Source organism: Acidimicrobiales bacterium, from assembly GCA_025455885.1.
Lineage (GTDB): Bacteria > Actinomycetota > Acidimicrobiia > Acidimicrobiales > Acidimicrobilacustridaceae > Rhabdothermincola_A.
Genome location: JALOLR010000022.1, coordinates 1 through 25481, shown reverse-complemented (window position 1 = coordinate 25481; position 25481 = coordinate 1). Strand labels below are relative to the sequence as shown.

General features: G+C 72.0%; 37 protein-coding genes. All 37 read right to left on the bottom strand.

Features of this window, described 5'->3' with window-relative positions; all coding sequences use genetic code 11:
- Nucleotides 1–3: 3 nt before the first annotated feature.
- A complete protein-coding gene (groES, locus tag MUE36_15035) occupies nt 4–294 on the bottom strand; it encodes a co-chaperone GroES (protein ID MCU0312245.1) in 291 nt (96 codons plus the stop codon).
- A gap of 143 nt (nt 295–437) precedes the next feature.
- Nucleotides 438–1448: a tRNA (adenosine(37)-N6)-threonylcarbamoyltransferase complex transferase subunit TsaD gene (gene tsaD / locus MUE36_15030; protein MCU0312244.1), complete on the bottom strand. Its 1011-nt coding sequence runs from the start codon at nt 1446–1448 to the stop codon at nt 438–440.
- Nucleotides 1445–2065 carry a ribosomal protein S18-alanine N-acetyltransferase gene (gene rimI, locus MUE36_15025; protein MCU0312243.1) on the bottom strand — a complete coding sequence of 207 codons (621 nt, stop codon included), beginning with the start codon at nt 2063–2065 and terminating at the stop codon, nt 1445–1447. The genes tsaD and rimI overlap by 4 nt, the downstream gene beginning before the upstream one ends.
- Nucleotides 2062–2754 (bottom strand): tRNA (adenosine(37)-N6)-threonylcarbamoyltransferase complex dimerization subunit type 1 TsaB, encoded by a 693-nt coding sequence (gene tsaB / locus MUE36_15020; protein ID MCU0312242.1) that lies wholly within the window; start codon nt 2752–2754, stop codon nt 2062–2064. Before tsaB ends, rimI begins: the two co-directional genes overlap by 4 nt.
- Nucleotides 2748–3263 carry a tRNA (adenosine(37)-N6)-threonylcarbamoyltransferase complex ATPase subunit type 1 TsaE gene (tsaE, locus tag MUE36_15015; GenBank protein MCU0312241.1) on the bottom strand — a complete coding sequence of 172 codons (516 nt, stop codon included), beginning with the start codon at nt 3261–3263 and terminating at the stop codon, nt 2748–2750. Before tsaE ends, tsaB begins: the two co-directional genes overlap by 7 nt.
- Nucleotides 3264–3325: 62 nt before the next feature.
- Nucleotides 3326–4291, bottom strand: coding sequence for a P1 family peptidase (locus MUE36_15010; GenBank protein ID MCU0312240.1), 966 nt, complete (start codon nt 4289–4291; stop codon nt 3326–3328).
- Nucleotides 4292–4304: 13 nt separating this feature from the next.
- Complete coding sequence (alr, locus tag MUE36_15005; GenBank protein ID MCU0312239.1) at nt 4305–5411, bottom strand: alanine racemase; 1107 nt, start codon at nt 5409–5411, stop codon at nt 4305–4307.
- 1 nt (nt 5412) lies between these two features.
- Complete coding sequence (locus MUE36_15000) at nt 5413–5940, bottom strand: CBS domain-containing protein (GenBank protein ID MCU0312238.1); 528 nt, start codon at nt 5938–5940, stop codon at nt 5413–5415.
- A gap of 25 nt (nt 5941–5965) precedes the next feature.
- Nucleotides 5966–7798, bottom strand: a complete 1833-nt coding sequence (locus MUE36_14995) for an NAD(P)H-hydrate dehydratase (protein ID MCU0312237.1) — start codon at nt 7796–7798, stop codon at nt 5966–5968.
- Entirely contained in the window at nt 7795–11295 is a 3501-nt protein-coding gene (locus MUE36_14990; GenBank protein ID MCU0312236.1) for an SIS domain-containing protein, read from the bottom strand. The genes MUE36_14995 and MUE36_14990 overlap by 4 nt, the downstream gene beginning before the upstream one ends.
- A gap of 92 nt (nt 11296–11387) precedes the next feature.
- Nucleotides 11388–12731 (bottom strand): phosphoglucosamine mutase, encoded by a 1344-nt coding sequence (glmM, locus tag MUE36_14985; protein ID MCU0312235.1) that lies wholly within the window; start codon nt 12729–12731, stop codon nt 11388–11390.
- A 25-nt stretch (nt 12732–12756) separates the two neighbouring features.
- Complete coding sequence (rpsI, locus tag MUE36_14980) at nt 12757–13149, bottom strand: 30S ribosomal protein S9 (GenBank protein ID MCU0312234.1); 393 nt, start codon at nt 13147–13149, stop codon at nt 12757–12759.
- 23 nt (nt 13150–13172) lie between these two features.
- Nucleotides 13173–13628 carry a 50S ribosomal protein L13 gene (gene rplM, locus MUE36_14975; GenBank protein MCU0312233.1) on the bottom strand — a complete coding sequence of 152 codons (456 nt, stop codon included), beginning with the start codon at nt 13626–13628 and terminating at the stop codon, nt 13173–13175.
- 113 nt (nt 13629–13741) lie between these two features.
- Nucleotides 13742–14581: a tRNA pseudouridine(38-40) synthase TruA gene (gene truA / locus MUE36_14970; protein MCU0312232.1), complete on the bottom strand. Its 840-nt coding sequence runs from the start codon at nt 14579–14581 to the stop codon at nt 13742–13744.
- 16 nt (nt 14582–14597) lie between these two features.
- Entirely contained in the window at nt 14598–14951 is a 354-nt protein-coding gene (gene rplQ / locus MUE36_14965) for a 50S ribosomal protein L17 (GenBank protein MCU0312231.1), read from the bottom strand.
- A gap of 6 nt (nt 14952–14957) precedes the next feature.
- Nucleotides 14958–15896: a DNA-directed RNA polymerase subunit alpha gene (locus MUE36_14960; protein ID MCU0312230.1), complete on the bottom strand. Its 939-nt coding sequence runs from the start codon at nt 15894–15896 to the stop codon at nt 14958–14960.
- Between the two features lie 66 nt (nt 15897–15962).
- Nucleotides 15963–16580 carry a 30S ribosomal protein S4 gene (gene rpsD, locus MUE36_14955; GenBank protein ID MCU0312229.1) on the bottom strand — a complete coding sequence of 206 codons (618 nt, stop codon included), beginning with the start codon at nt 16578–16580 and terminating at the stop codon, nt 15963–15965.
- Nucleotide 16581: 1 nt separating this feature from the next.
- A complete protein-coding gene (gene rpsK, locus MUE36_14950; GenBank protein MCU0312228.1) occupies nt 16582–16980 on the bottom strand; it encodes a 30S ribosomal protein S11 in 399 nt (132 codons plus the stop codon).
- The gene (rpsM, locus tag MUE36_14945; protein MCU0312227.1) at nt 16980–17360 is read right to left on the bottom strand and encodes a 30S ribosomal protein S13; all 381 of its coding nucleotides are present in this window, start codon (nt 17358–17360) and stop codon (nt 16980–16982) included. Before rpsM ends, rpsK begins: the two co-directional genes overlap by 1 nt.
- A 1-nt stretch (nt 17361) precedes the next feature.
- Complete coding sequence (gene rpmJ / locus MUE36_14940; protein ID MCU0312226.1) at nt 17362–17475, bottom strand: 50S ribosomal protein L36; 114 nt, start codon at nt 17473–17475, stop codon at nt 17362–17364.
- A gap of 88 nt (nt 17476–17563) precedes the next feature.
- Nucleotides 17564–17809: a translation initiation factor IF-1 gene (infA, locus tag MUE36_14935; GenBank protein MCU0312225.1), complete on the bottom strand. Its 246-nt coding sequence runs from the start codon at nt 17807–17809 to the stop codon at nt 17564–17566.
- 165 nt (nt 17810–17974) lie between these two features.
- A complete protein-coding gene (map, locus tag MUE36_14930; protein MCU0312224.1) occupies nt 17975–18715 on the bottom strand; it encodes a type I methionyl aminopeptidase in 741 nt (246 codons plus the stop codon).
- A gap of 4 nt (nt 18716–18719) precedes the next feature.
- Nucleotides 18720–19361 (bottom strand): adenylate kinase, encoded by a 642-nt coding sequence (locus tag MUE36_14925; GenBank protein ID MCU0312223.1) that lies wholly within the window; start codon nt 19359–19361, stop codon nt 18720–18722.
- Nucleotides 19361–20671: a preprotein translocase subunit SecY gene (gene secY, locus MUE36_14920; protein MCU0312222.1), complete on the bottom strand. Its 1311-nt coding sequence runs from the start codon at nt 20669–20671 to the stop codon at nt 19361–19363. Before secY ends, MUE36_14925 begins: the two co-directional genes overlap by 1 nt.
- Nucleotides 20672–20705: 34 nt before the next feature.
- Nucleotides 20706–21194: a 50S ribosomal protein L15 gene (rplO, locus tag MUE36_14915; protein MCU0312221.1), complete on the bottom strand. Its 489-nt coding sequence runs from the start codon at nt 21192–21194 to the stop codon at nt 20706–20708.
- Complete coding sequence (gene rpmD / locus MUE36_14910; GenBank protein MCU0312220.1) at nt 21191–21388, bottom strand: 50S ribosomal protein L30; 198 nt, start codon at nt 21386–21388, stop codon at nt 21191–21193. The genes rplO and rpmD overlap by 4 nt, the downstream gene beginning before the upstream one ends.
- Nucleotides 21385–21951 carry a 30S ribosomal protein S5 gene (gene rpsE / locus MUE36_14905; protein ID MCU0312219.1) on the bottom strand — a complete coding sequence of 189 codons (567 nt, stop codon included), beginning with the start codon at nt 21949–21951 and terminating at the stop codon, nt 21385–21387. The genes rpmD and rpsE overlap by 4 nt, the downstream gene beginning before the upstream one ends.
- The gene (gene rplR, locus MUE36_14900; protein MCU0312218.1) at nt 21951–22316 is read right to left on the bottom strand and encodes a 50S ribosomal protein L18; all 366 of its coding nucleotides are present in this window, start codon (nt 22314–22316) and stop codon (nt 21951–21953) included. The genes rpsE and rplR overlap by 1 nt, the downstream gene beginning before the upstream one ends.
- A gap of 7 nt (nt 22317–22323) precedes the next feature.
- Nucleotides 22324–22863 (bottom strand): 50S ribosomal protein L6, encoded by a 540-nt coding sequence (gene rplF / locus MUE36_14895; protein MCU0312217.1) that lies wholly within the window; start codon nt 22861–22863, stop codon nt 22324–22326.
- A gap of 10 nt (nt 22864–22873) precedes the next feature.
- Nucleotides 22874–23278 (bottom strand): 30S ribosomal protein S8, encoded by a 405-nt coding sequence (gene rpsH / locus MUE36_14890; GenBank protein MCU0312216.1) that lies wholly within the window; start codon nt 23276–23278, stop codon nt 22874–22876.
- Nucleotides 23279–23291: 13 nt separating this feature from the next.
- Nucleotides 23292–23477 carry a type Z 30S ribosomal protein S14 gene (locus tag MUE36_14885; GenBank protein ID MCU0312215.1) on the bottom strand — a complete coding sequence of 62 codons (186 nt, stop codon included), beginning with the start codon at nt 23475–23477 and terminating at the stop codon, nt 23292–23294.
- The gene (gene rplE, locus MUE36_14880; GenBank protein MCU0312214.1) at nt 23477–24019 is read right to left on the bottom strand and encodes a 50S ribosomal protein L5; all 543 of its coding nucleotides are present in this window, start codon (nt 24017–24019) and stop codon (nt 23477–23479) included. The genes MUE36_14885 and rplE overlap by 1 nt, the downstream gene beginning before the upstream one ends.
- Nucleotides 24020–24045: 26 nt before the next feature.
- The gene (gene rplX / locus MUE36_14875; GenBank protein MCU0312213.1) at nt 24046–24357 is read right to left on the bottom strand and encodes a 50S ribosomal protein L24; all 312 of its coding nucleotides are present in this window, start codon (nt 24355–24357) and stop codon (nt 24046–24048) included.
- Nucleotides 24357–24725: a 50S ribosomal protein L14 gene (gene rplN / locus MUE36_14870; GenBank protein MCU0312212.1), complete on the bottom strand. Its 369-nt coding sequence runs from the start codon at nt 24723–24725 to the stop codon at nt 24357–24359. The genes rplX and rplN overlap by 1 nt, the downstream gene beginning before the upstream one ends.
- Nucleotides 24722–25006 (bottom strand): 30S ribosomal protein S17, encoded by a 285-nt coding sequence (rpsQ, locus tag MUE36_14865; GenBank protein MCU0312211.1) that lies wholly within the window; start codon nt 25004–25006, stop codon nt 24722–24724. The genes rplN and rpsQ overlap by 4 nt, the downstream gene beginning before the upstream one ends.
- Nucleotides 25006–25239 (bottom strand): 50S ribosomal protein L29, encoded by a 234-nt coding sequence (gene rpmC, locus MUE36_14860; GenBank protein MCU0312210.1) that lies wholly within the window; start codon nt 25237–25239, stop codon nt 25006–25008. The genes rpsQ and rpmC overlap by 1 nt, the downstream gene beginning before the upstream one ends.
- Nucleotides 25239–25481 (bottom strand): 50S ribosomal protein L16 (rplP, locus tag MUE36_14855; protein MCU0312209.1); only part of this gene is annotated, 243 nt, incomplete at its 5' end. The genes rplP and rpmC, both read right to left, overlap by 1 nt.

Genomic DNA, 25481 nt, shown 5'->3' with positions numbered 1-25481 from the left:
TCCTTACTTGATGACGGCGAGCACGTCGCGCGCGTTGAGGATCAGGACGTCTTCACCGTCGGCGGTGATCTCGGTGCCGCCGTACTTGCTGTAGACGACGGTGTCGCCGACCTTCACGTCGACCGGGATGATCTCGCCGGTCTGGTCGCTGCGGCGACCCGGGCCCACGGCCAGGACCTCGCCCTGCTGGGGCTTCTCCTTGGCGGTGTCGGGGATGACCAGGCCGCTGGCGGTGGTCTCCTCGGACTGTCCGGGGCGGACGACGATGCGGTCCTCGAGGGGGTTCAGGTTCATTGGAAGGCGCCTCCGTTGGCGGGGTCTGGCACTCGCGGCAGGGAAGTGCTTAGCACTCGCCCCGATCGACTGCTAACGATAGGGCGCGCTCGGGCGGGGAGCAACCCGGGCGGACAGGCGGACCCGGGCGGCGGGAGTCCCGCTCAGGACGTCGTCGAGGCCAGTCGCAGGTTGGGCATCGCGCCGGTCGACAGCGGGCTCGGCCCGTCGGAACGGAGCCGGTACCACCCCGCGGCGGCCACCATCGCGGCGTTGTCGGTGCACATCGACCGACCCGGCAGGTACGGGTGCAGACCATCGGCCATGCAGACGTCGATGACCCGCTCGCGGAGCTGGGAGTTGGCGGCCACGCCTCCTGCGAGGACGAGCCCCCGGGCGCCGAGGTCCCGGACCGCTCGGCGGGCCTTGGTCACCAACACGTCGACCACGGCCTCCTGGAACGACGCCGCCACGTCGGCCGTGGCCACGTCGGGGTGGCGACGCACGTGGTTGACCACGGCCGTCTTGAGCCCGGAGAAGGAGAAGTCGTAGCCCTCGTCGAGGATGGCCCGGGGGAAGGCGACGGCCTCGGGGTCGCCGTCCATGGCGATCTCGTCGATGGCCGGACCGCCGGGGTACCCGAGGCCGAGGTAGCGGGCGACCTTGTCGAACGCCTCCCCGGCGGCGTCGTCGATCGTGGAGCCCAGGACCTGGTAGCGGCCGTGGCCCTCCATGTGGACCAACAGGGTGTGCCCGCCCGAGACGAGCAGGACGACGACGGGGAACTCGAGCGCCGGGTCCTCGAGCAACGCCGCGTACAGGTGGGCCTCGAGGTGGTTCACCGCCACGAAGGGCACGTCCCAGACCAGGGCGAGCGTCTTCGCGGCGCTGACCCCCACCAGGAGCGCGCCGACCAGGCCCGGCCCGACCGTGGCCGCGACAGCGTCGACGTGGTCGTCGTCGATCCCGGCCTCGACCAGGGCGCGGGCCACCACCGGGGTGAGCAGCTCGACGTGGGCCCGGCTGGCGATCTCGGGCACGACCCCGCCGAAGCGGGCGTGGAGGTCGACCTGGCTCGACACGACCGACGACAGCACCGTGTGCCCGTCGACCACGACGGCCGCGGCCGTCTCGTCGCAGCTGGTCTCGATGCCGAGGATGCGTTGGCCGGTCACGGGCGGGGTCCTTCCGGGGTCGTCGGCGCGCCCTCGTCGTGCGGGGCGGGGTCGAGGCGTCGGTCGATGTCGGCGAGGCGTTCGGCATACGCGGCCTCCGCGACGTCGTGGGCCCACAGCACCAGGGCGTCCTCGACCGGCTTGGAGTAGTAGCCCTTGCGCACCCCCGCCGGGACGAAGCCGAAACGGCGGTAGAGAGCGAGGGCCGCCTCGTTGGACGCCCGCACCTCGAGGGTGACCGCCCCGACGCCGAGGTCGACGCACCGCCGGACCAGGGCCGAGAGGAGACGGGTGGCGATCGCTCGGCCGCGGTGGTCGGGGTCGACGGCGATCGTGGTGACGTGGGCCTCGCCGGCCACGAGGAGCGCGCCGGCGTACCCGACCACTCGTCCGCCCTGCCGGGCGACGAGGTAGACGCGCTCGTCACCGCGACCCAGCTCGGCGACGAAGAGACCGAGCGACCACGGCGTCGTGGAGGTGCGCCCCTCGATGCGCAGCACGGCGCGCAGGTGGCGACGGCGCATCGATTCGACCACCACCGCGCCGGCGGACGCGTCCGGCGCGCGGTCCGGGACGTCGGCGGCGGCGCGGTTCCCCGACGGGCCGGTGACGGTCACGGCCGGGTGACCCAGTTGATCTCGGCGTCGGGTCGGCGCAGGTACAGGGGTTGGAGGTCCCACGGCTTCACCCAGTCCTCGCGCAGCGCCCGCGCATGGGCCAGCATCACCAGTGACGACGCCGACGGGTAGGCGAGGCCCTCCTCGACGATCTCGGTCTTCTTCAGCCCCTCGAAGACCTCCCGGTAGCGCACCGCGCCGTCGCCGACGAGAAGGCACTCCTCGCTGGCGGCCAACAGCTCCGAGGCGAGGTCCTCGGGCGACCCGACGCGATGGTCGGTGAGGCGCTGGATGCCACCGGGCACCTGACGGTAGAAGGCGTAGAAGAGCTCGCCGCGGCGGGCGTCGATCGCCGCCACGATGAGACGGGAGGTGAACCGGACGGGGAAGGCGAGCAGGTCGAGGCTGGGCACCCCGATCATGGGCACGTTGAGGGCGTGGGCCATCGCCTTGGCGGCGGCGACGCCGACCCGCAGCCCCGTGAAGAGGCCGGGCCCGAGGTCCACGGCGACCACGCTGATCTCCGACAGCTCGATGCGGGCCTGGCGGCACGTGAACTCGATCGCCGGGGTGAGGATCTCGGCGTGCTGGCGCGCCCGGCACGACTGCGTGGAGGCCAGGACCCCCTCGTGCCCGCCGATGGCCACGCTCACCTGCACGGTGGCGGTGTCGATCCCGGCGATCAGCACGACTCGTCCCCCCGGGGGACGTCGGCCTCGTGGATCCACGGCGAGACGGCCGCCGCCAGGGCTCGGGTGCGGGCCTGCCAGCGAGCGCCCACCGGCACGAGCTCGATCACCCGGTCGTCGTCGGCGTCGTCGCAGAACGAGAAGCTGATCTGGAGGTAGTCGGCGGGGAGCACCGGGGCGACGGCGTCACCCCACTCGATGACCGTCACACCGCCCTCGTCGAGCATCTCGGGGACGCCGAGGTCCAGGACCTCGGCGAGGGCGTCGAGGCGGTAGACGTCGAGGTGGTTCAGCTCGAGGCGCCCCGCGTAGTTGTTGACGAGCGTGAAGGTGGGGCTCGTGATCCGCTCCTCGACCCCCAACGCCGCCCCGAAGCCCTGCGTGAACGCCGTCTTCCCGGCCCCGAGGTCGCCCGCCAACAACACGAGGTCGCCGGGGCGGGCCAGCTCGGCGAGCGCCGCGGCCAGCGCCCGGGTGGCCTCGACGGACGTCGTTCGGGCGTAGATCATCGGACGGCGGGGGCCGCGAACGGGACGGGCACCCGGCGATGCTACCGAGCCCCGGCCGCCGCTCAGGCGGACAGGCTGCGGATGGCGGCCTCGACGGCCCGCAAGCCGAGCAACCGGACCAGGTCGGCGTCGGCCTCGACGGCGCCGGTGGCGGCCGCGACGACGGCGTCCCCGTCGACACGGGTGTGCGGCGGGAACAGGGCGCGGGCGAACGCGTCGTGGGCACCCTGGGCCACGAGCAGGCAGCCGGCCTTGTCGAGCGCGGCGTTCGTGGCCACGACGCCGATCGTCGTGTTGGTCCCCTCGGCGCCGAACGAGGCCCGTGCCTCGCCGGCCCCGAAGAGTCCGATGGCCCCGGTGCGGGGGTCGACGGGCAGGTCCTCGAGGGCGGCACCCCGGCCCCCCGGGTCGATGTCACCGAAGGCGTTGACGGCCACGAGGGCCGACACGACGATCCCGTGGTGGCGGATCGTGGCCGCACCCAGCCCCCCGGGCCGGACGCGGTCGGGACCGCGCCACTTCCCCACCGTGGCCCCGGTGCCGGCCCCGACGCCACCGAGGGCCGTGACGACGAGCTCGGGGGCGACCGGCGCGGGACGACCGTCGTCACCCTGGTGGTCGCGGGCAACCGGAGGAGCGGCGAGCGCCTCGGCGAGCGCGGACACACCCTGCGCCGGCCCCGGGCGCACCGTGGCGTCGCCCTGGAGCAGGTCGAACAGGGACATGCCCACCACGATCGGCACCGGCCCGCCCCCGGTCGGGAACCCCCGGCCGAGCTCGGCCAGGCCGCGGACCACACCGTCGGCGGCGGCCAGCCCGAACGCCGAGCCGCCGCTCAGCACCACGGCGTCGACGTGGTGGACCAACCGCTGCGGGTCGAGCAGCGCGAACTCCCGGGTGGCCGGGGCGCCGCCGCGGACCTCACCGGAGGCGACGGTGCGCTCCGGGAACACCACCACGGTGCACCCGGTCCGGGCCACCGGGTCGGTCCAGTGCCCGACCCGCACCCCCGCCACGTCGGTCAGCACGGGGGCACCCGCATCACCGGTAGCGGCGGGGGACGCGAGGACCGATGCCGCAGACGACCTCGTAGGCGATCGTGTCGAGGCGCTCGGCCCACTCCTCGGCCCGGATCCGCTCGCCGTCCTGCTCCCCGATGAGCACCACCTCGTCCCCGACGGCCACCGGGTCGTCGCCGCAGTCGACCATCAGCTGGTCCATCGTCACGGTGCCGACGATCGGCCGGCGCCGGCCCCCGACCAGCACCTCGCCACCGGCGGCGGCCAGGCGACGGGTCACCCCGTCGGCGTAGCCGACGGGCACCGTGGCGATGGTCGCCTCCCGTTCGACGATGTGGCGCTGACCGTAGGAGATGCCCTCACCGGCCGGCACCCGCTTGACGAGCGACACCTTCGAGCGCAGCGTCATCGCCGGTCGCAGCGGGAGCCGGTCGGCCACCGCGGGGGCCGGAGGCAGGCCGTACACCCCGATGCCGGCGCGCACCATGTCGTAGCGGCTGCGGGCGTGCGCCAGCCCGCCCGCGGTGTTGGCGGCGTGGAGCATCGGCGGACGCAGGCCGGCCGCATCGAGGGCCTCGACGACGGCGTCGAACCGGTCGAGCTGCTCGGCGGTGAAGGGGTTGTCCGGCTCGTCGGCGACCGCGAGGTGGGTGAACATCCCCTCCAGCTCGATGCTGCCGTGCCGCGAGAGCCGCTCGGCGAGGCCGAGCGCCGCCTCGGGACGGACGCCGACCCGGTTCATGCCGGTGTCGACCTTCAGGTGCACCCGGGCGACGCGACGTTCACGCTTGGCGGCCTCGGCCACGGCCTCGACCGCGTCCTCGGTGTAGACCGCGATCCGCAGGTCGAAGCGCACCGCGGCGGCGACGTCCTCGAGCCGCGGCTGGGAGAGCAACAGCACCGGTGCGTCGATCTCCGACCGGCGCAGCACCACGGCCTCCTCCACGAGGGCGACCGCCAGCCAGTCGGCGCCGGCCTGCAGGGCGGCGCGGCTCACGGCGATGGACCCGTGGCCGTAGCCGTCGGCCTTCACCACCGCGCAGAGCCGGGCCGGTGCCACTGCGGCGCGGAGCGCCTGGACGTTGTGGACGACCGCGGCGAGGTCGACGTCGGCCCGGGTGGCCCGCACGTCAGCCCGCGTCGTCGGCGTCGGACCCCTCGACGTCGGCGTCGGACCCCTCGACGTCGGCGTCGAGGACGATGGCCCTGACGATGTCGCCGCGGGCGATGATGCCGACCAGCACGCCGTCGGCGTCGACGACGGCCAACCGATCGAGGCCGTGCTCGTGCATGAGCGTCGCGGCCGTCTCGAAGGTGTCGTCGGGGCCGACGGTGGCGCCGACCTCGGCGGTCATCACCTCACCGACCGTCGCACCGAGCGCCTTCTCCAGGTCGGCCTCGTAGCGCTTCTTCGACTTCGGCAGCTCGAACACCCCGCCCAGCAGGGTGATGACCGTGGGCAGGTGGATCCGGGCCTCCTCGACGATGAGGTCGGCCGTCGAGAGCATCCCGATCACCCTGCCCTCGTCGTCGAGCACGGGACCGCCGTCGATGTCCTGGCGGACGAGGTCCCGCATGGCGTCGCGCACGTTCTCGTCCGCGGTGAAGCTCAGGACGTCGGTGACCATCACGTCACGTACGGGCTTGTCTCGAAGCATCGGTCCTCTTCGACGGTGAGCCGGATCAGGTCCCCAGCGCCGTGACCTCGGCGAGGGCGGCGGGCACGGCACCCGGGAGGTCCCCGGCCACCAGGCCCCTCGGCCAGCCTAGGGCGCCCGCCCTGCCGTGCAGGAACGCTCCGGCCGCCGCGGCGCGCAGCGGTGGGAGGCCCTGGGCCAACAAGGCGCCGATGACCCCGGCGAGCACGTCACCGGTACCGGCGGTGGCGAGTCGGCGGTCGCCCGTGGTGCTCACCAGCACCTCGCCGTCCGGGGCAGCCACCACCGTCGCCCGACCCTTGAGCAGCACGACCGCGCCGACGTCGGAGGCGAGACGCCGGGCGGCCTCGACCCGGTCCGGGCCCGGTGGCGCCCCGGCCAACCGGGCGAACTCGCCGTCGTGGGGGGTCAGGACGGTGGTCGGCCCGACGACACCCGCCGCGTCACGGCCGAGCGCGGTGATCCCGTCGGCGTCGACGACGGTCGGCAGCCCCCGCTCGGCGGCCGCGGCCACCAGCCGGCGCACCTCGTCGATCGTGCCCGCCGCCGTACCGAGGCCGTTGCCGACCACCAGAGCCCGGAAGCGGTCGAGGTCGCCGACGACCGCCGAGGCCCACCCCTCCCCGGGCAGATCGGTGAGCACCGCCTCCACCGGGGCTCCCCGCGGCAGGCCGCCCGGGGTGCTGAGCCGTACGTAGCCGGCGCCGCTGCGGGCGGCGGCCGCTGCGCACAGGGCGGCGGCGCCGCTCATGCCGGGACTGCCGGCGACGATCCACACGGCGCTGCGCCACTTGTGCGCCGCGGGGACCGTGTCGGCCAGCCAGCCGGCCACGGCCGCCCCCCCGACCAGGTGGGCGGTGGCGCCGCTGACGTCGAGCCCGATGTCGGCGACGACCACCTGCCCGGCGAGGTCGACCCCGGGAGCGACGACGAGGCCGGGCTTCAACGCCGCGAAGGTCACCGTGGCCGTGGCGGCGAGCACCCGCTCGCTCGGCTCCCCCGTGAGCCCGTCGACGCCGGAGGGGATGTCGACGGCGAGGACGGGGGTGTCGGGGTCGACGGTGGGGGCTGCGAACTCGCCTCGGAACCCCGTGCCGAAGGCGGCGTCGACGACGAGGTCGGCGGGCGGGAGCTGCGCCGGCGCCTCGGCGACGTCGAGCTCGACGACCCGGACCCCCAGACGGCGCAACCGACGAGCGGCCTCGCGGCCGTCGTTGCCGTTGTTGCCCTTCCCCTCGAGGATCACCACGCGGCGTCCGTAGCCGCCGCCCATCATCGAGATCGCCGCCCTCGCCACCGCCCCCCCCGCCCGACCGATGAGCACGTCGACGGGCTCGGGGGCCGCGGCGTCGACGGCCCCCATCTCCGCGGGGGTGACGATCGGGACCAGTCCACCCGCGGTGGGCAGGCCCACGCCGAGGTCGACCGGCGCGGGGGGTCGCCCCGCCGCGGCCCCCGGACCGGGGACGCCACGGCCGGGGTCGGGTGCCCGCTCAGCGACGACAACCGCCGCGGCGACGAGATCGCCGTGGGTGAGCGTCACCTCGACCGCGGTCACCCCCAGCGCCTCGGCCCGCTCGGCGGCCCCGCCCCGCAGGACCAGCGACGGTCGACCGGCGTCGCCACGGACCACCTCCACGTCGTGCCACCCGGCCGGACCGATGCCCACCCCGAGCGCCTTGAGGGCCGCCTCCTTGGCGGCGAAGCGGACGGCGAGCCGCTCGACCGGGTCCCGGCCCTGTTCGGCGTAGGCCCGTTCGGCGTCGGTGAAGAGGCGCTCGGCCACCCCGGGGCGGCGCGCCAGCACGGCCCCGAAGCGCTCGAGGTCGACGACGTCGACGCCGAGGCCGACGATCACGAGCGCCAGCGATCCGCCAGGTCGTTGACCGGCTCGGTCATGAGGTCGACGACGTCGACCGTGGTGAGCAGGTCGTCGCGGAAGACGGGCTCGGTCTCGGTGACCGCGTTCTTGATCGCTGCGTACCGGTTGCGGTAGCCGAGCAGCACCGCCCGCAGGGCCGGGAGCGAGAGGTCGTCACGCAGGTCGACGTGGAGGAGGGCCAGACCGGTGGGCTGACCGTCCTTCACCTCGGGCACGATGATCACGGTGCGGCCGTCGCTGCGGCCCCGGGCCACCAGCACCGTCCGCTCGACGGCCACCCAGCGCTTCGTGCCCCGCAGACGCGGGTCGTGCTCCGTGCGGCTGCGCAGGTCTCGGCCGATGCCGCCCCGATCGACCACCACGACGGTGGCCTCGTCGGCCACGTCGCCCACCTCCACCCGGCCCTCGATCGCATAGCGGGTGTACCCCCGCACCTCGGCCACCATCGGGCCGAGGGCGCTCAGGGTGCGTAGCGTCGAGTAGGTGAGCCGGTCACGAGCGGCCCCCGCGGCCAGGACCTCGCGCACCAGCGGGACCTGCAGCAGCGTCTCGTCGCTGCGCGAGATGCCCACCGTCACCGTCTTGGCCTGGTGCTTGATGGCGTCGATGGGGCGGGTCAGCTCGTCGATGGCCCGGCTCAGGGCGATGGCGAGGTCCTCGAGCACCACGCCGGGCGTGCCGACCTTGCCGTGCTCCACCTGGTAGGCCTCGAGCGGCACCATCTCGAGGGCGAAGCGCCACGTCGACGCCAGCCGGACGGCGGTGGACGCCTCGAGGTGCCCGTCGTAGCTCCCGGCGCGCAGCCCGTCGAAGAAGCGGGCCGCAGCCGCCGCGAACGGCTCGCGCAGCTCGCGCAGCGCGGCCTCACCCGAGCGGCCCGCCGCGGCGGCCTCGTCGATGGCGGCGCGCGCCTCGCGCAGCGGGCGGGCCTGGGCATCGACGGCCAGGGCGGCCTCGTAGCCGAAGAGGTGGCCGACCATCGCCGAGAGGACGAACGCCAGGCGCGGGTGCACCACCGGCACAGCGATGACGTGGAGGGCGGCGGAGAACCTCGCCTCCCCCTCGGTGGCGACGACGACCGGCGCCGCCTTGTGCGCCCGGTAGATGGCGACCTCCTTGGCCACGTCGTCGACGTTGGAGCCCTGCAGCCCGGCCGCGCACACGAGGATGAGCGGTTCGGAGGAGAGGTCGATGTGCTTCTTGTCCTCCGTGCCGTCGCAGGCGATGGCCTTGTAGCAGAGCTCGCTGAGCTTGATCCGCACCTCCTCCGCGGCGATGCGGTTCACGCCGTTGCCGACCACCGCCCAGTAGCGCCGGGACGGGGCGAGGTCGTGGGCGGCCCGGGCGATCTCGGGGCGCAGCGCCATCACCTGCTCCATCGCCTCGGGCAGGGCCCGCAGTCCGTCGAGCACCTCGGCCCGGGCCGCCGCCGTTGCCGGGTCCGACCCGGCGAGCACCGCGGCGAGGTCGACGGCGAGGAGGTGGCAGGCGGCGATCTGGGCGTAGAAGGCCTTCGTCGAGGCCACGCTCATCTCCACGTCACGACCGTCGGAGGTGTAGAGCACCCCGTCGGCGCGGTCGGTGAGGTCGCTCCCGCGCCGGTTGACGACCGCGATGACCCTCGCTCCACGCGCCCGAACGAGGTCGACGGTGCGGTTGGTGTCGGTGGTCGTCCCGCTCTGGCTGACCGCGACGACGAGCGTGTCGCTCATGTCGTCACGCAGGTCGAAGCCCGACAGCTCGGTGGCCAGGACGGCCTCGGTCCGCACCGCCGTCCCCGGCGCCAGCGCGGCCATCGCCTCCACGAGCGACCGTCCGGCCACGGCGGCCGTGCCCTGACCGATGACGAGCAGACGGGTGAGCGAACCGTCGCGCAGGCCGTCGCGGACCGCCGGCGGCACCACGTCGGGGCCGAGCGTCACGGTCGGCCCGTCGGGGCCGTCGACGAGCTTGCCCCGCAGGGTCTTGCGGAACGACGCCGGCGCTTCGCCGATCTCCTTCAGGAGGTAGTGCGGGGCATCGCCCCGGTCGATGTCGCGCGTGGTGATCTCGGCGACGGCCAGGTCGGCCGCGGCCACGGGGAGCGGGGTGGCGTCGTAGGCCTGGCGCTCGATCCCCTCGACGAGGCCGGCCGCATCGCCGCGCAGCACCACGACCTGGCCCACGCTGGCGGGGTTGTCCGGGTCGACGGGCACCTCGCCGTCGAGGCGCAGGTAGGTGTCGGTCTCCTCGACGACGCCGTAGGGCTCGCTGGCCACGACGTAGGCGTCCTCGGCGAGGCCGATGTAGAGGGCCTGGCCGCTCCCCCGTAGCGCCAGCAGGAGGTCGGCGGGCTCGTCGGCGACGTTGGCGGCGATGGCCACCGACCCCTCGAGGCGGTTGACCGTCCGCCGGAACGCCTCACCCGTGCCGCCTCCCTCGGACAACGACCGGCTGGTGAGGGTGGGGATGACCTTGGCGTCGGTCGTGATCTCGGGCGCGATGGACAGGCCGTCGGTGACCTTCAGGTCGGCGAAGTTGTCGACGTCGCCGTTCAGCACGGCGGTGACGTAGGCGCCCCGGGCGCCGTCGAGCTGATCGGAGTTGAGCGGATGGGCATTGGGCTCGGAGACGATCCCGACGCTCGCCCACCGGGTGTGGCCGAGCACCACCGCCTGCGCGGCGTCGTTGCCGAGCGCCTGGTGCAACAGGGCGTCCGCGGTGATCGCGGCCCGCAGGTGCCGGGTGTTGTCGCCCAGCTCGCCGATCTCGGCCGCCGCCTTGTACACGAAGCTCAGGTGGCCCTCGGGGGTCCGCACGGCCATCGAGGAGAACAGCGGGTCGGCGGCCCGCTCCGCCAACGCCGCCCGGATGGCCGGGGCGTGGAGGTCGAGCCCATGGTCGCGCACCAGCAGGTGGAGGCCCGCCGAGTCCCGGCCGCGGACCTCGAGCCGGTCGATCGCCGAGAGGGCCTGGTGGACGGAGAGGTGGACGGCGAGGGCCGCCGGTCCCGCGCCCGGGCCGGCCAGGGCCTCGACCTCGACGGCAGCCCGGAGACGATCGCGGCGCAACCCCCAGACGGCGTCCTTCAACTCGATGAGCGCGGCGTTGAGAGACTCGAGGTCCCTGCCGGCCACCGACCCCTCGTCCAGCTGACGCTCGAAGGCGCGGACCTTCCCGTCGAGGTCGTGGGAGAGGCTCTCGACCGCCGTGCGCAGCCTCGCCGAGGCGATCATCGCCCGCAGCCCGGGGAGGCTGGCGAGCAGCCGGTCCGCCGCCGCCGCCCGGGCGGCCGCGGCGGCGACCGTCGGCAGGAGGCCGGCATCGACGGGCCCGTCGAGCACCTCGGTGAGCAACGCCGCGGTCTCGGCGAGCAGGTCCTCGATCTCCCCCGCCGACGGGACGGCACGCTCGGAGGGCCGCCGAACGACGGCGATGATCCCGCACATGAGCCGACGGCCTCCTCGGTTGGGTCCGGTGGGCGGATCGGTCATCCGTCGACCGGACGGCGACTCGGACCGGCCGAGTCTACGACCCGTCCCACCTCACCGGCGGGGCACCGTTCAGGTCATCGGCGGGACACCGCTCAGGCGCCTGCCGCCCGTACGGCCTCGGCCAGGCGGTCGGCGACGGCCCGCGCATCGGCCTCCGTGGCGGCCTCCACCATGACCCGCACGAGCGGCTCGGTGCCGCTGGGTCGGATGAGCACCCGGCCCGTCGGTCCCAGCCGGCGCTCCTCCTCGGCGATCGCCTCGGAGAGGTCCGCCACCAGGTCGGGGCGCCGTTCGGCGACCGTGACGTTGACCAGGACCTGGGGGAGCCTGGTCATCGCCGCCCGGGCGAGCGCCGAGAACGGCGCCGGGGCGCGGTGCACGAGGTCGAGCACCTGGACCGCGGAGAGCAGGCCGTCGCCGGTCGTGGCCAGGTCGGCGAACACGATGTGACCGGACTGCTCACCGCCGAGCGACCAGCCGCCCTCGGCGAGCGCCTCGAGGACGTGGCGATCGCCGACCGGCGTGTCGACCACGGTGATGCCGGCCTCGGCCATGGCGAGGCGGAACCCGAGGTTGGTCATCACCGTCACCACGACATGGTCGTCGGCCAGCAGGCCCCGCTCGCGCCGGTCCACCGCGCACAGGGCGATGAGCTGGTCGCCGTCCACGAGGCCGCCCAGCTCGTCGACGGCCAGCAGCCGGTCGGCGTCACCGTCGAAGGCGATCCCCGCATGGGCGCCCGCGGCCACCACCGCCGCCTGGAGCGACGCGGGGTGGGTCGAGCCGCACCCGTCGTTGATGTTGGTGCCGTCGGGATCGGCGTGCAGCACCGTGACCTCGGCCCCGAGGCGGCGCAGGGCCTCCGGTGCGAGGTGCGACGCCGCGCCGTTGGCGCAGTCGACGACGACGTGCAGACCGTCGAGGCGCCGCTCCCCGATCGACGCCACGACGGCGTCGACCCACCGACCGAGCGCGTCCTCGTCGACCGGTCCCGACCCGGTCAGCGCCCCGCCGGCGCCGGCGACGGGCGCCATGGGGGGCGCGGCGAGGTGGCGGTCGAGCGCCTCCTCGAGGCGACGTTCGGTGGCCACCGGGAGCTTGCGGCCGCCGGCGGCGAAGAACTTGATGCCGTTGTCGCTCCACGGGTTGTGGCTGGCCGAGATGACGGCGCCGGGGATGCCCCGTTCGGCCGACACCCACGCCACGGCGGGGGTGGGCGCCACACCCAGGACCTGCGGGCGGGCACCCCCGGACGCCAGGCCGCTCGCCAGCGCCGCGGCCAGGCGGGGGCCGGATCGCCGCGTGTCGCGCCCGATCACGAACCCGTCGGACCCGCCGAGCACCTCGGCGGCAGCCGCGCCGAGGGCGGCCACCGATCGGTCGTCGAGCTCGTCGGCGGGGCCGCGGACGCCGTCGGTGCCGAAGCGGAGGCTCATCGCTCCCGACGCCCCGGGGGACGGTTCAGCGCTTCGAGTACTGCGGAGCCTTGCGGGCCTTCTTGAGGCCGTACTTCTTGGATTCCTTCTTGCGATCGTCGCGAGTGAGGAACCCGGCCTTCTTCAGCTCGGGGCGCATCTCGGGGTCGACCTCGACGAGCGCCCGGGCGATGGCGTGGCGCAGGGCGCCGGCCTGACCGGAGATGCCCCCTCCGTCGATGCGGCAGTCGACGTCGTAGGTCTCGGCCGTCTCGGTGATCCGCAGCGGCTCGGTGAGGATCATCCGGTGGGTCTCGGAGGGGAAGTACTCGGCGACGGGGCGCTTGTTGACCGTGATGACGCCCGTGCCCGTGCGCAGGTTCACGCGGGCCACGGCCCGCTTGCGGCGGCCGGTCGACTGGACGAGGGGGTTCGGCATCAGAGGAGTCCTTGCGGCGCGGGTCAGGAACGAGCTCTGGCGTGCGCCAGCTCGAGGGTCTGGGGGGACTGGGCGGCGTGGGGGTGCACCGGCCCGGCGTACACCTTCAGCTTGCGGATCTGCTGACGGCCGAGGCGGTTCTTCGGCAGCATCCCCCGGACGGCACGGCGAACCGCCTCCTCGGGCTTGTCGGCGAGGAGCGTCCCGTAGGTCTGGGAGCGCAGGCCACCGGGGTACCCGGAGTGGCGGTGCACCATCTCCTTGGCCCCCTTGTCGGAGGTGAGCACGACCTTGGCGGCGTTCACCACGATGACGTGGTCGCCGGTGTCGAGGTGCGGGGTGTAGGTCGGCTTGTGCTTGCCGCGCAGCAGGCGGGCGACTTCGGTCGACAGGCGGCCGAGGACCATGCCCTCGGCATCGATGACGTGCCAGTCGCGCTGGATCTCGCTGGCCTTCGGGGAGTAGGTGCGCACGCGCAAGCCTCGGCTTCTGTTCGCTTCGACGATCGGGCTCGGGGCGACACGCACAGAGGGCGGCGCGCACCAGAGCAGCAGGCAAGCGTACCGGTGCCCGGCCGGGCGGGGCAACTCGCTCAGTAGTCGACCGACCAGAGGCACAGCCCGTGCGGCGGGGCGATGGTGGTCACCGCCGCCCGGTCCCGGGCCCGCAGGATGCCCGACATCTCCCCCGCTCGGCGCCGGCCCCGCCCCATCTCGACGAGCGTGCCCACGATGCTGCGCACCATCTGGTGGCAGAAGGCGCCGGCGGTGATCTCGAATCGCACGATGTCGTCGTCGAGCTGGGTCCAGCGGGCGTCGAGCACCCGACGCACGAGCGAGACCTCCTCGCCGGCGCCCTTCGGGCGGCGGCAGAACGACGAGAAGTCGTGGCTGCCGATGAGCGGGTCGCACCCGAGACGCAGCACGTTCACGTCGAGGGGCGCGGCGACCCACCAGGTCGTCCCGGCGAGGAACGGATCGGGGATCGGGCGGTTGAGGACGGTGTAGCGGTAGGTGCGGGACCGCGCCGAGAACCGGGCGTCGAAGTCGGGGGCGACGACCGCCGCCTCCCGCACCACGACGGCAGGCCCGCACTGACGGGTGACGGCCCGAGCCAGGCCGTCGACGTCGATCCCGTCCAGGTCGGCGTCGAAGCTGACCACCTGGCCGTGGGCGTGGACGCCCTTGTCGGTACGACCGGCCACGGAGAGCTCCACGGGGTGGCGCAGGACCCGCTCCAGCGCATCGACCAGCGTGCCGGTGACGGTGGGGACGCCCTCGTTGGCCGCCATCCCGTGGAACCCCGACCCGTCGTAGGCCACCACGAAGCGGATGCGGGCCCGCGGGCGTTCGGCGCCCGTGGCCTCGGCGTCCGTGGCGTCGGGGCCCGGACGCGCCTCGGCCGACCCCTCGAGGTCGGCCGACGTGCTCATGGCGAACGAGCGGGGTTCAGACCAGCTCGATGCGCGCCATCGGGGCGTTGTCGCCCTGGCGCGGGCCCAGCTTGAGGATCCGGGTGTACCCGCCCGGACGCTCGACGTAGCGGGGGCCGATGTCGTCGAACAGCTTCGACGCCATCTCCTTGTCGCCGAGGTAGGCGACGACCTGGCGGTGACGGTGCAGGCCGCCCTTCTTGCCCTTGGTGATGAGCTTCTCGGCGACCGGCCGGAGGGCCTTGGCCTTGGCCTCGGTGGTCACGATGGCCTCGGCGGCGAACAGCGACGCGGCCAGGTTGGCCATCATGAGCCGCTGGTGCGAGGCGCTGCCGCCGAAGCGGCGGGCTTTGCGTGGGGTTGCAGGCATGGTGGATCAGTCCCGGTGCTTGAGCGAGAGGCCCCGCTCGTCGAGCTTGACGATGACCTCGTCGAGCGACTTCTGGCCGAAGTTGGTGATGGCGAGCAGGTCGTCCTCGGTCTTCTCGAGGAGCTCGCCGACGCTGTTGACCTGGGCCCGCTTGAGGCAGTTCCGTGGCCGCTCGGAGAGGTCGAGGTCCTCGATGGGCAGGTCGAGGTCGGGCGACCCGGTGGCGGTGACGCTCACCTCGCCCAGCTCGAGGCCCTGAGGCTCCTCGCTCATCTCGGCCACGAGCTGCACCAGGGACTGGAGCGTGGCGCCGGCCGAGGCGAGCGCCTCGCGGGCGGTGATGGAACCATCGGTCTCGACGTCGAGGATCAGGCGGTCGAACTCGGTGGAGTGCTCGACCCGGGTCGGCTCGACGGAGAACGTGACCCGCCGCACCGGCGAGAAGATCGAGTCGACCGGGATCACGCCGATCGTGCTCGAGGTCTTGTTCCGGTCGGCGGACACGTAACCCCGGCCCTGCTCGACGGTGATGTCGATCGCCAGGCGCCCGTTGCCGTTGAGGGTGGCGATCGTGAGCGTCGGGTTGAGGATCTCCACGTCGGCGGTGACGGCGATGTCGGCGGCGGTCACCACACCGGGCCCACGCGCGTCGAGGCGCAGGGTGACCGGGTCGTCGCTGTGCACCCGCAGGACGAGGTCCTTCAGGTTCAAGATGATGTCGGTGACGTCCTCGGTCGCACCCTTGATGGTGTCGAACTCGTGGAGGGCCTCGTCGAAACGGACCTGCGTGACCGCTGCGCCGGGGATCGACGAGAGCAGGGTGCGCCGGAGCGAGTTGCCGAGCGTGTGGCCGAAACCCGGCTCGAGCGGACCCACGGCGAAGAGCTGACGGTCGTCGTCGGCGTCGCCGAGCGCTTCGACCTTCGGTCGCTGCATGACCAGCATGTGTGTCTACCTCGGTTCGTTCGGGGTGAGGGTGGCGCCGACCGGGAGGTCCCGGCCCGGGGGCGCCTACTTCGAATAGAGCTCGACGATGAGCTGTTCGCGCACCGGCACGTCGATCTGCGCCCGCTGGGGCAGTTGCGCCACGGTGGCGGTGAGACCGCCTTCCCCGGCCTCGAGCCAGGCCGGCGGGGTGCGGTCGAGCACGTCACGGTTCCACTGGACGGCGACCATCTCACGGGCCTTGTCGCGCAGGGTGACGACGTCGCCCTGGCGCACCCGGTAGCTCGGGATGTCGACGCGCTTGCCGTTGACGTTCACGTGCCCGTGGCCCACGAACTGGCGGGCCTGGGGACGGGTGGCCGCCCACCCGGCGCGGTAGACGACGTTGTCGAGGCGCAGCTCGAGGAAGCGGAGCATGTTCTCGCCGGTGACGCCCTCACGACGGCTGGCCTCTTCGTAGAGGTTGCGGAACTGGCGCTCGGACAGGCCGTAGGTGAAGCGGGCCTTCTGCTTCTCCTGCATCTGGAGCAGGTACTCCGAGGGGTTCCCACGGCGGCGGGTGCGGCCGTGCTCGCCCGGGGGGTAGGGCCGCTTGTCGAGGGCGACGGTCTCGCCCTTCGTCCCGAAGATGTTCGTGCCCAGGCGACGCGAGACGCGGGCCTTGGGGCCGGTGTAGCGAGCCATGTCAGACCCTCCGACGCTTGGGCGGGCGGCAACCGTTGTGCGGCACCGGCGTGACGTCCTTGATGCCGGTGACCTCGATCCCGGCGTTCTGGATGGAGCGGATCGCCGTCTCCCGACCCGATCCGGGGCCCTTGACGAGCACGTCGACCTTGCGCACGCCGTGCTCCATGGCGCGTCGGGCGCACTGCTCGGCGGCGGTCTGGGCAGCGAACGGAGTGCTCTTGCGCGACCCCTTGAAGCCGACGTTGCCGGCCGAGGCCCAGGCGAGGACGTTGCCCTCCTGATCGGTGATGCTGACGATCGTGTTGTTGAACGAGCTCTTGATGTGGGCCACCCCGTAGGTGACGTTCTTTCGTTCCTTCTTGCGGGGACGGCGGCCCCCGGGCGCTGGTTTGGCCATTACTTGCGTGCCACCTTCTTCTTGCCGGCCACGGTCTTCTTCGGGCCCTTGCGGGTGCGGGCGTTGGTGTGGGTGCGCTGGCCGCGGACCGGGAGGCCGCGTCGGTGGCGCAGGCCCTGGTAGGAGCCGATCTCCATCTTGCGGCGGATGTCCTGGTCGACGTCACGACGCAGGTCGCCCTCGACCTTCAGGTTCTGGTCGATCCAGGCGCGGATCCGGTTGACCTCTTCGTCGGTGAGGTCGCGGACGCGGGTGGACCGGTCGATGCCGTTGGCATCGCAGATCTGCTGGGCGCGGGTGCGCCCGATGCCGAAGATGTAGGTGAGGCTGATCTCGAGCCGCTTCTCGCGGGGGACGTCGACGCCGGCGATACGGGCCACGTCAGCCCTGCCGCTGCTTGTGTCGGGGGTTCGTGCAGATGACCTGCACCCGCCCGTGGCGGCGGATCACCTTGCACTTCTCGCAGATCTTCTTGACGCTCGGTCGGACTTTCATCGCCTGGATCCTTCGATCAGGGTCACCGGGGCGTGTTCCCCCCGGCGGGTCCGGCCAGGGGGGCCGGACGCTCACTTGGTCTGTGGTGCTACTTGTACCGATAGGTGATGCGGCCGCGGGTGAGGTCGTACGGCGTGAGCTCGACCTGGACGCGATCCCCGGGCAGGATGCGGATGTAGTGCATGCGCATCTTCCCCGAGATGTGGGCCAGCACGTTGTGGCCGTTCTCGAGCTCGACCCGGAACATGGCGTTCGGGAGCGGCTCGATGACCGTGCCCTCGAGCACGATCGCGTCTTCCTTGGGCTTCGGCAGCGGTGATCCTCCTGGTCGCATCGACCACACCCCGGCGCGCAGCGGCGAGGGGCGCGGATGGCCGACTGACGATCCTATCGGGGGACCCGCCGGGAATCCAAACGGGCACGACACGACGGGCGCCCCGGGCTCGGGCGCCGATGCGACCGTACCCCACCCCGCCACCCCGACGCGCGGAGCCCCGCGTCACGGGCGGGTCAGGATCTCCGGGCCGTCCTCGGTGACGAGCACCGTGTGCTCCCAGTGCGCCGACAGCGACCCGTCGGCGGTGACGACGGTCCAGCCGTCCTCGGTGAGGAAGGTGGTGCCCTCGCCGGCGTTGACCATCGGCTCGAGGGCCAGGGTCATCCCCGCCTTCAGCCGGGCCCCCTTGCCCGGTACCCCCACGTTGGGGACCTCGGGCTTCTCGTGCATGGCCCGGCCGATGCCGTGGCCGACGTACTCACGCACCACCGAGAAGCCGGCGCCCTCGACGGTGCGCTGCACGGCGTCGCCGACGTCACCGAGCCGGGCGTGGTCGTGCATCTCCGCGATCCCGGCCTCCATGGCGAGGCGGGTCACCTCGACGAGTCGGGCCGCCTCGGGGCTCACCTCACCGACGGCCATGGTGAAGGCGGCGTCGCCGTGCCATCCCTCGACGATCGCCCCGCAGTCGATGGAGAGGATGTCGCCCTCCTCGAGGACCGTCGGGCCGGGGATGCCGTGGACGACGACGTCGTTCGGGGAGGCGCAGATCACCGCCGGGTAGCCGTGGTAGCCGAGGAAGTTCGACGTCGCCCCCCGGCGTTCGAGCACGGCCCGGCCGACAAGGTCGAGCTCGGCGGTGGTGACCCCGGGCCGGACCGCGGCGCGGATCTCCTCGTGCATCTCGGCCACCACCCGCCCGGCGGCGCGCATGTGCCCGAGAGCGGCGGCGTCGCGGCGCACGGGCTCAGACCAGCGCGGCGTCGATGGCGGTGATGAGCCGCTCCGAGACCTCGTCGCGCCGGCCGAGACCGTCGACGGTCACGAGCACGCCCTTGCCGTCGAACCACTCGATGGTGGGTCGGGTCTCGGTGTCGTAGGCGGTGAGGCGCTTGGCCACCGCCTCGGAGGTGTCGTCGGCCCGCTGGACCACGTCGCCACCGCACACCTCACAGGTCCCGGACTCGGCCGAATCGTCGCCGACGGCGTAGATCCGGCCGCACGAGGAGCACACCCGCCGTGACGAGATCCGCTCGACCACCACGTCGACCGGGACCACGAGATCGACGGCCACGTCGATGGGCGTGAGCCCGAACAGCGCCTCGGCCTGCACGATGGTGCGGGGGAAGCCGTCCAGGAGGAACCCGCCGGCGACGACGTCGGGCGCGGCGAGCCGCTCCTCGACGACGCCGAGCATCACCTCGTCGGGCACCAGGCGCCCGGCATCCATGTAGGACTTGGCCTCGAGCCCGATGGGGGTCGCGTTGCCGACGGCCTCGCGGAGCATGTCGCCGGTGGAGATGTGCGGGGCGCCGTAGTGCTGCGACAGCACGACGGACTGCGTGCCCTTGCCGGCCCCTTGACGACCGAAGATGACGAGGCGCACCACTACTTCAGGAACCCTTCGTAGTTGCGCATCATCAGCTGGCTGTCGATCTGCTTCATCGTCTCGAGGGCGACGCCCACCGAGATGAGGATCGTGATGCCCGAGAAGCTGATGTTGTTGTCCTGGCCGGGAAGGAAGGTCGTCAGGATGAACGACGGGATGAGGGCCACCGCAGCGATGAAGAGCGCTCCGGGCAGCGTGATCCGCGACAGCACCTTGGCCAGGTAGCGCTCGGTCTGCGGGCCGGGACGGATGCCGGGGATGAAGCCACCCTGCTTCCGGAGGGTGTCGGCCTGCTTGACCGGGTCGAAGGTGATGGCGGTGTAGAAGTAGGCGAAGCCGATGATCAACAACCCGAACACCAGCAGGTGCAGCGGGGCGTTGGGCCGGACGATGTTGTCGCTCACGAAGGTCTGCACCGAGGCCCCCCAACCGTCGCTCGGGAGCACGAAGGTGAGCAGCTGGGGCAGGTACAGCACCGAGCTGGCGAAGATGATCGGGATCACGCCCGACTGGTTGACCTTCAACGGGATGTAGGTGCTCTGGCCCCCGTACATGCGACGCCCGACGACGCGCTTGGCGAACTGCACCGGGATGCGGCGCTGGCCCTGCTCGACGTAGACGATGGCGACGAGGATCAGCCCGTAGCCGAGGAGGAACAGGACCAGGGCACTGATGCCCCCGGCGGCGCGGACCCGGGCCAGCTGACCGGGGATGGTGCTCACCACGGAGGCGAAGATGAGCAGCGACATGCCGTTGCCGATGCCGCGCTGAGTCATGAGCTCGCCCATCCACATCAACAGCGCGGTGCCGGTGACGAGCGTCAGGACGATGAGCAGCACCCGGGCGACGGTGAAGTCGGGGATGAGCGTCACGGTGGAGGTGGTGAGCCCGCCCCCGCCGTTGTTGAACAGGTAGGCGAGGCCGGTGGCCTGCAGCGTGGCGATGCCGATGGTGACGTAGCGGGTCCACTGGGTGATCTTGCGCTGCCCGACCGCGCCCTGGTTCTGCCACTCCTCGAGGCGGGGGATCACGACGCCCAGGATCTGCATGATGATCGACGCGGTGATGTACGGCATGATCCCGAGCGCGAACACGGCGAACTGGGTGAGCGCACCCCCGGAGAAGAGGCTCAGGAACGACAGGAGCCCGCCGCGCTCGGCCTCCTGTTGCAGCGAGGCCAGCGCGCCGGTGTCGATGCCGGGGACCGGGATGTGGGCGCCGAGGCGATAGAGCACGATCATCGCCAGGGCGAACAGGATCTTGTTGCGGAGGTCCTGGACCTTGAAGATGTTCTTCAGGTTGCTGAGCACCGGGTTCGCTCCTGCTCGCCGCGAGGCGTGCCGATCAGCGGTTGGTCAGGTGGTTGCCCCGGACGGGCGGCCGCCTGTCGCCCCACGGCAGGGGCAGGACCTCGACAGTACCGCCCGCAGCGACGATCGCCGCCCGCGCCGACGCCGAGAACGCGTGGGCCTTCACGGTCACCGGACGGGTGATCTCGCCCCGTCCCAGGACCTTCACCAGCGAGCCCTTCCCGACGAGGCTCTTGCCCAGCAGGGTCTCGGGATCGGCGACGTCGAGGCCCGAGGCGTCGAGCACGTCGAGGTTCAGCGCCTGGTACTCGACGCGGAACGGGTTGTTGAAGCCCCGGAGCTTGGGCATGCGCATGTGCAGCGGCATTTGCCCGCCCTCGAAGCCGGCCGGGATGGTGCCGCGGGCGCCCTGGCCCTTGGTGCCGCGCCCGGCGGTCTTGCCGCCCTTGCCGCCGATGCCCCGACCGACGCGCTTGCGGCGTCGGTTGGCGCCCGCGGGGGGCTTGAGGTCATGGATCTTCACGACGCGCCGTCCTTGAGCTCTTCGACCGAGACGAGGTGCGGGACACGGGCGATCATGCCGCGGATCTCGGGACGGTCGGGAAGGGTGTTGGTCTTGCCGATGCCGCGGAGCCCGAGGGCCCGCAGCGTGCCGCGGTGCTTGGGCTTGGTGCCGATGGCCGACTTGACCTGGGTGACCTTCAGCGTGGTCATCACGCCACCTCGTCGGGGACGTGCGGTCCGCGCTCGGACTCCTTGTAGGCCTCGAGGAGCCCCTTGGGCACGAACTCCTCGGGCGACAGGCCACGCAGGCGGGCCACGTCGTCGGGGCGCTTCAGGCCCTGGAGCCCGGCGATGGTGGCGCGGGCCACGTTGATGTGGTTCGACGACCCGAGGCTCTTGCAGAGCACGTCGTGGATGCCGGCCTCCTCGAGGATGGCCCGAGCCGCACCGCCGGCGATGACACCGGTACCGGGGGCCGCCGGCTTGATGAGGACCCGGCCGGCGCCCATGCGCCCGAGCACCGGGTGGGTGACGGTGCTCCCGGCGAGGGGCACGGCGAAGAGGTTCTTGCGGGCCTCCTCGGTGCCCTTCTGGATGGCGAGGGGCACCTCCTTGGCCTTGCCGTAGCCCAGACCGACGTGACCGGCGCCGTCGCCGATGACGACCAGCGCCGTGAACGAGAACCGCCGACCGCCCTTCACGACCTTGGCCACACGGTTGATGTTGATGACGCGCGATTCCCTGAGCGGGAGGGCGTCGAAGTCGTTCGGGGCCATCAGAACTCCAGTCCTGCGTCTCGGGCGGCGTCGGCGACGGCGGCCACCCGACCGTGGTAGAGGAAACCGCCCCGGTCGAACACGACCTTCTCGACGCCGGCGGCCTTGGCCCGCTCGGCCACGAGCCGACCCACCTCGGTGGCGGCGGGGACGTTGGCGGTGCCGGCGGTGGCGACGGTCGACTCGACGGTCGAAGCAGCCGCCAACGTGCGGCCGTTGACATCGTCGATGACCTGGGCGCTGATGTGGCTGTTCGACCGGAACACGGCGAGGCGGGGCCGATCGGGGGTACCGCGCACGTTCTTGCGCACCCGGCGGTGACGGCGGAGGCGTGCGTCGCGCTTCTGCTTGGCGTTGTCGCTCATGAGATCCCTACTTCCCGGCCTTGCCCGCCTTGCGGACCACGTACTCGTCGCGGTACCGGACGCCCTTGCCCTTGTAGGGCTCGGGCTTGCGGATGGCTCGAATGTTGGCGGCGACCTGGCCGACGGCCTCCTTGTCGACGCCGAGGACACCGATGCTGGTGGGGCTCGGCACGTCGAAGGTGATCCCCTCGGGCGCCTCGACGGTCACGGGGTGGCTGAAGCCGAGGGCGAGCTCGAGCTTGTCGTTGCCCTTGGCGGTGGCCCGGTAGCCGACGCCGACGATCTCGAGGTCCTTGCGGAAACCCTCGGAGACGCCGACCACCATGTTGTTGACGAGGGAGCGGGCCAGGCCGTGGAGGGCCCGGCTGCGCCGTTCGTCGTCGGGGCGCTCGACGACGAGCTGGCCGTCGTCCTGGCGGATGGTGATCGGGGCCGGCAGGTCACGCTCGAGCGTGCCCTTGGGGCCCTTCACGGTGAGGTGCTCACCCGCGATGTCGACGTCGACACCGGCGGGGACGGGGATCGGAGCTCGTCCGATGCGGGACATGGCTCGCCTCCTACCAGACGAAGCAGAGGACTTCGCCGCCCATGCGGCGCTTGCGCGCCTCACGGTCGGTCATGAGCCCCTGGCTGGTGGACAGGACCGCCACACCCAGGCCGCCGAGAACCCGAGGGATCTTGTCGGCCTTGATGTAGACGCGCAGACCCGGCTTCGACACACGCTTGACCCCGGAGATCACGCGCTTGCGCTCGGGCGAGTACTTCATGGTCACGGTGAGGACGCGTCCGGGACGACCCGGGTCGTCGCCGACGGTGAAGCCCTCGATGTAGCCCTCCTTCAACAGGACGGCGGCCAGGGCCTCCTTCACCTTGGAGGAGGGCATGCGGACCTCGTCGTGCATCGCCGTGTTGGCGTTGCGGATGCGGGTCAGCATGTCTGCGATGGGATCGGTCATGGTCATCGAATCGCCTCCCTCACCAGCTGGCCTTCTTGAGACCGGGGATCTCCCCGGCGTGGCCGAGCTCGCGTAGGCACACGCGGCACAGCAGGAACTTGCGGTAGACGGCGTGGGGCCGGCCGCACCGCTGGCAGCGGGTGTAGCCGCGCACCTTGAACTTCGGGGTGCGCCGCTGCTTGTTGACGAGCGCCTTCTTGGCCATTACTGCTGCCCCTCACGCTTGAACGGGAAGCCGAAGGCGCTGAGCAGGGCCTTGCCCTCGGCGTTGGTACGGGCGGTGGTCACGATCGTGATGTCGAAGCCGCGGGGGACGTCGATCTTGTCGTAGTCGATCTCCGGGAACATCAACTGCTCGGGCACGCCGAACGTGTAGTTCCCGTGACCGTCGAAGGAGTTGGCGGGCAACCCCCGGAAGTCGCGGATGCGGGGGATCGCCAGGCTGATCAGGCGATCGAAGAACTCCCACATGCGATCGCCACGAAGGGTGACCTTCACGCCGACGGCGTTGCCCTCACGCAGCTTGAAGCCGGCGATCGACTTCTTGGCCTTCGTGACGACCACCTTCTGTCCGGTGATCTGCTCGAGGTCGCGGACGGCGCCCTCGATGAGCGAGCTCTGCTGGAGGGCCTTGCCCACTCCCGAGTTGATGACGATCTTCTCGAAGCGGGGGACCTGCATGATGTTCTCGAGGCCCAGCTCGTCCTTGAGGGCGGCGCGGATCTCGTCGTTGTAGCGCTGCTTCAGACGGGGGACCGTCACGGTGTCGGTGCTCACGAGATGTCCCCCTCGCACTTGCGGCAGATGCGGACCTTGGTGCCGTCGGGCTCGAAGCGGTACCCGACCCGGGTGGGCTTCGAGCAGCTCGGGCAGATGATGGCGACGTTGGCCACGGGGACGGGCATCTCCTTGTCGATGATCCCGCCCGGGTTCGTCTGGCTGAGCGGCTTCTGGTGCTTCTTGGCGATGTTGACGCCGTCGACGATCACCCGGCCGGCCGACGGGATGGACCGGGTGACGGTGCCGGTCTTGCCGCGGTCCTTGCCGGTGAGCACCTGGACGCGGTCGCCTTTGCGGATCTTCATCACAACACCTCCGGGGCCAGCGAGACGATGCGCATGAACTTCTTGTCGCGCAGCTCCCGCCCGACGGGGCCGAAGATGCGGGTGCCACGGGGCTGCATCGTGTCGTTGATGAGCACGGCGGCGTTCTCGTCGAAGCGGATGTAGGAGCCGTCGGGACGGCGCTTCTCCTTCTTCACCCGGACGACGACGCACTTGACGACGTCGCCCTTCTTGACGGCGGCACCCGGGATGGCGTCCTTCACGGTGGCAACGACGACGTCGCCGATCGAGGCGTAGCGACGGCGCGAACCGCCGAGCACCTTGATGCACAGCACCTCTTTCGCGCCGCTGTTGTCGGCGACGCGGAGTCGGGTCTCCTGCTGGATCATCGGGCCCGCTCCAACACGTCGACGAGGCGCCAGCGCTTCAGCTTCGACAGCGGCCGGGTCTCGGCGATGCGGACGCGGTCACCCTCGGCCAGGTCGTTGGTCTCGTCGTGGACGTACATCTTCGAGGTGCGCTGCACCGTCTTGTTGTACCGGGGGTGGCGGACCCGGTCGGTGACGGCCACGACGGCCGTCTTGTCCATGGCGACCGAGACGACGACGCCCTCGCGCACCTTGCGCGGGTTCGGTCGGCTCTCGGTGCTGGCCGCGGTCTCATCAGCCATCAGTCGGTCTCCTCGTTGGCCGCCAGCGCCTCGGCGGCGGCGATCTCGCGCTCGCGCAGCTCGGTGTTGATGCGGGCGATCTGCTTGCGGACGACACCGAGGCGCGAGGAGTTCTCGAGCTCGCCGGTGACGTTCTGGAACCGGAGGTTGAACAGCTCCTCCTTGGCTTCGTCGAGCTTCACGAACAGCTCGGCGTCACCGACGTCGCGCAGGGACTCCTTGGTCCTGGCCATCAGAGCGCCTCCTCACGAACCACGAACTTCGCCTTGATCGGCAGCTTCTGGATGGCCCGGTCGATGGCCGCACGGGCCACGACGGGGTCGTTGTAGGACAGCTCGAAGAGCACCCGGCCGGGCTTGACGACCGCAACCCAGTGCTCGGGGTTGCCCTTGCCCGAGCCCATGCGGGTCTCGGCCGGCTTCTGGGTGACGGGCTTGTCCGGGAAGATGTTGATCCAGACCTTGCCGCCGCGCTT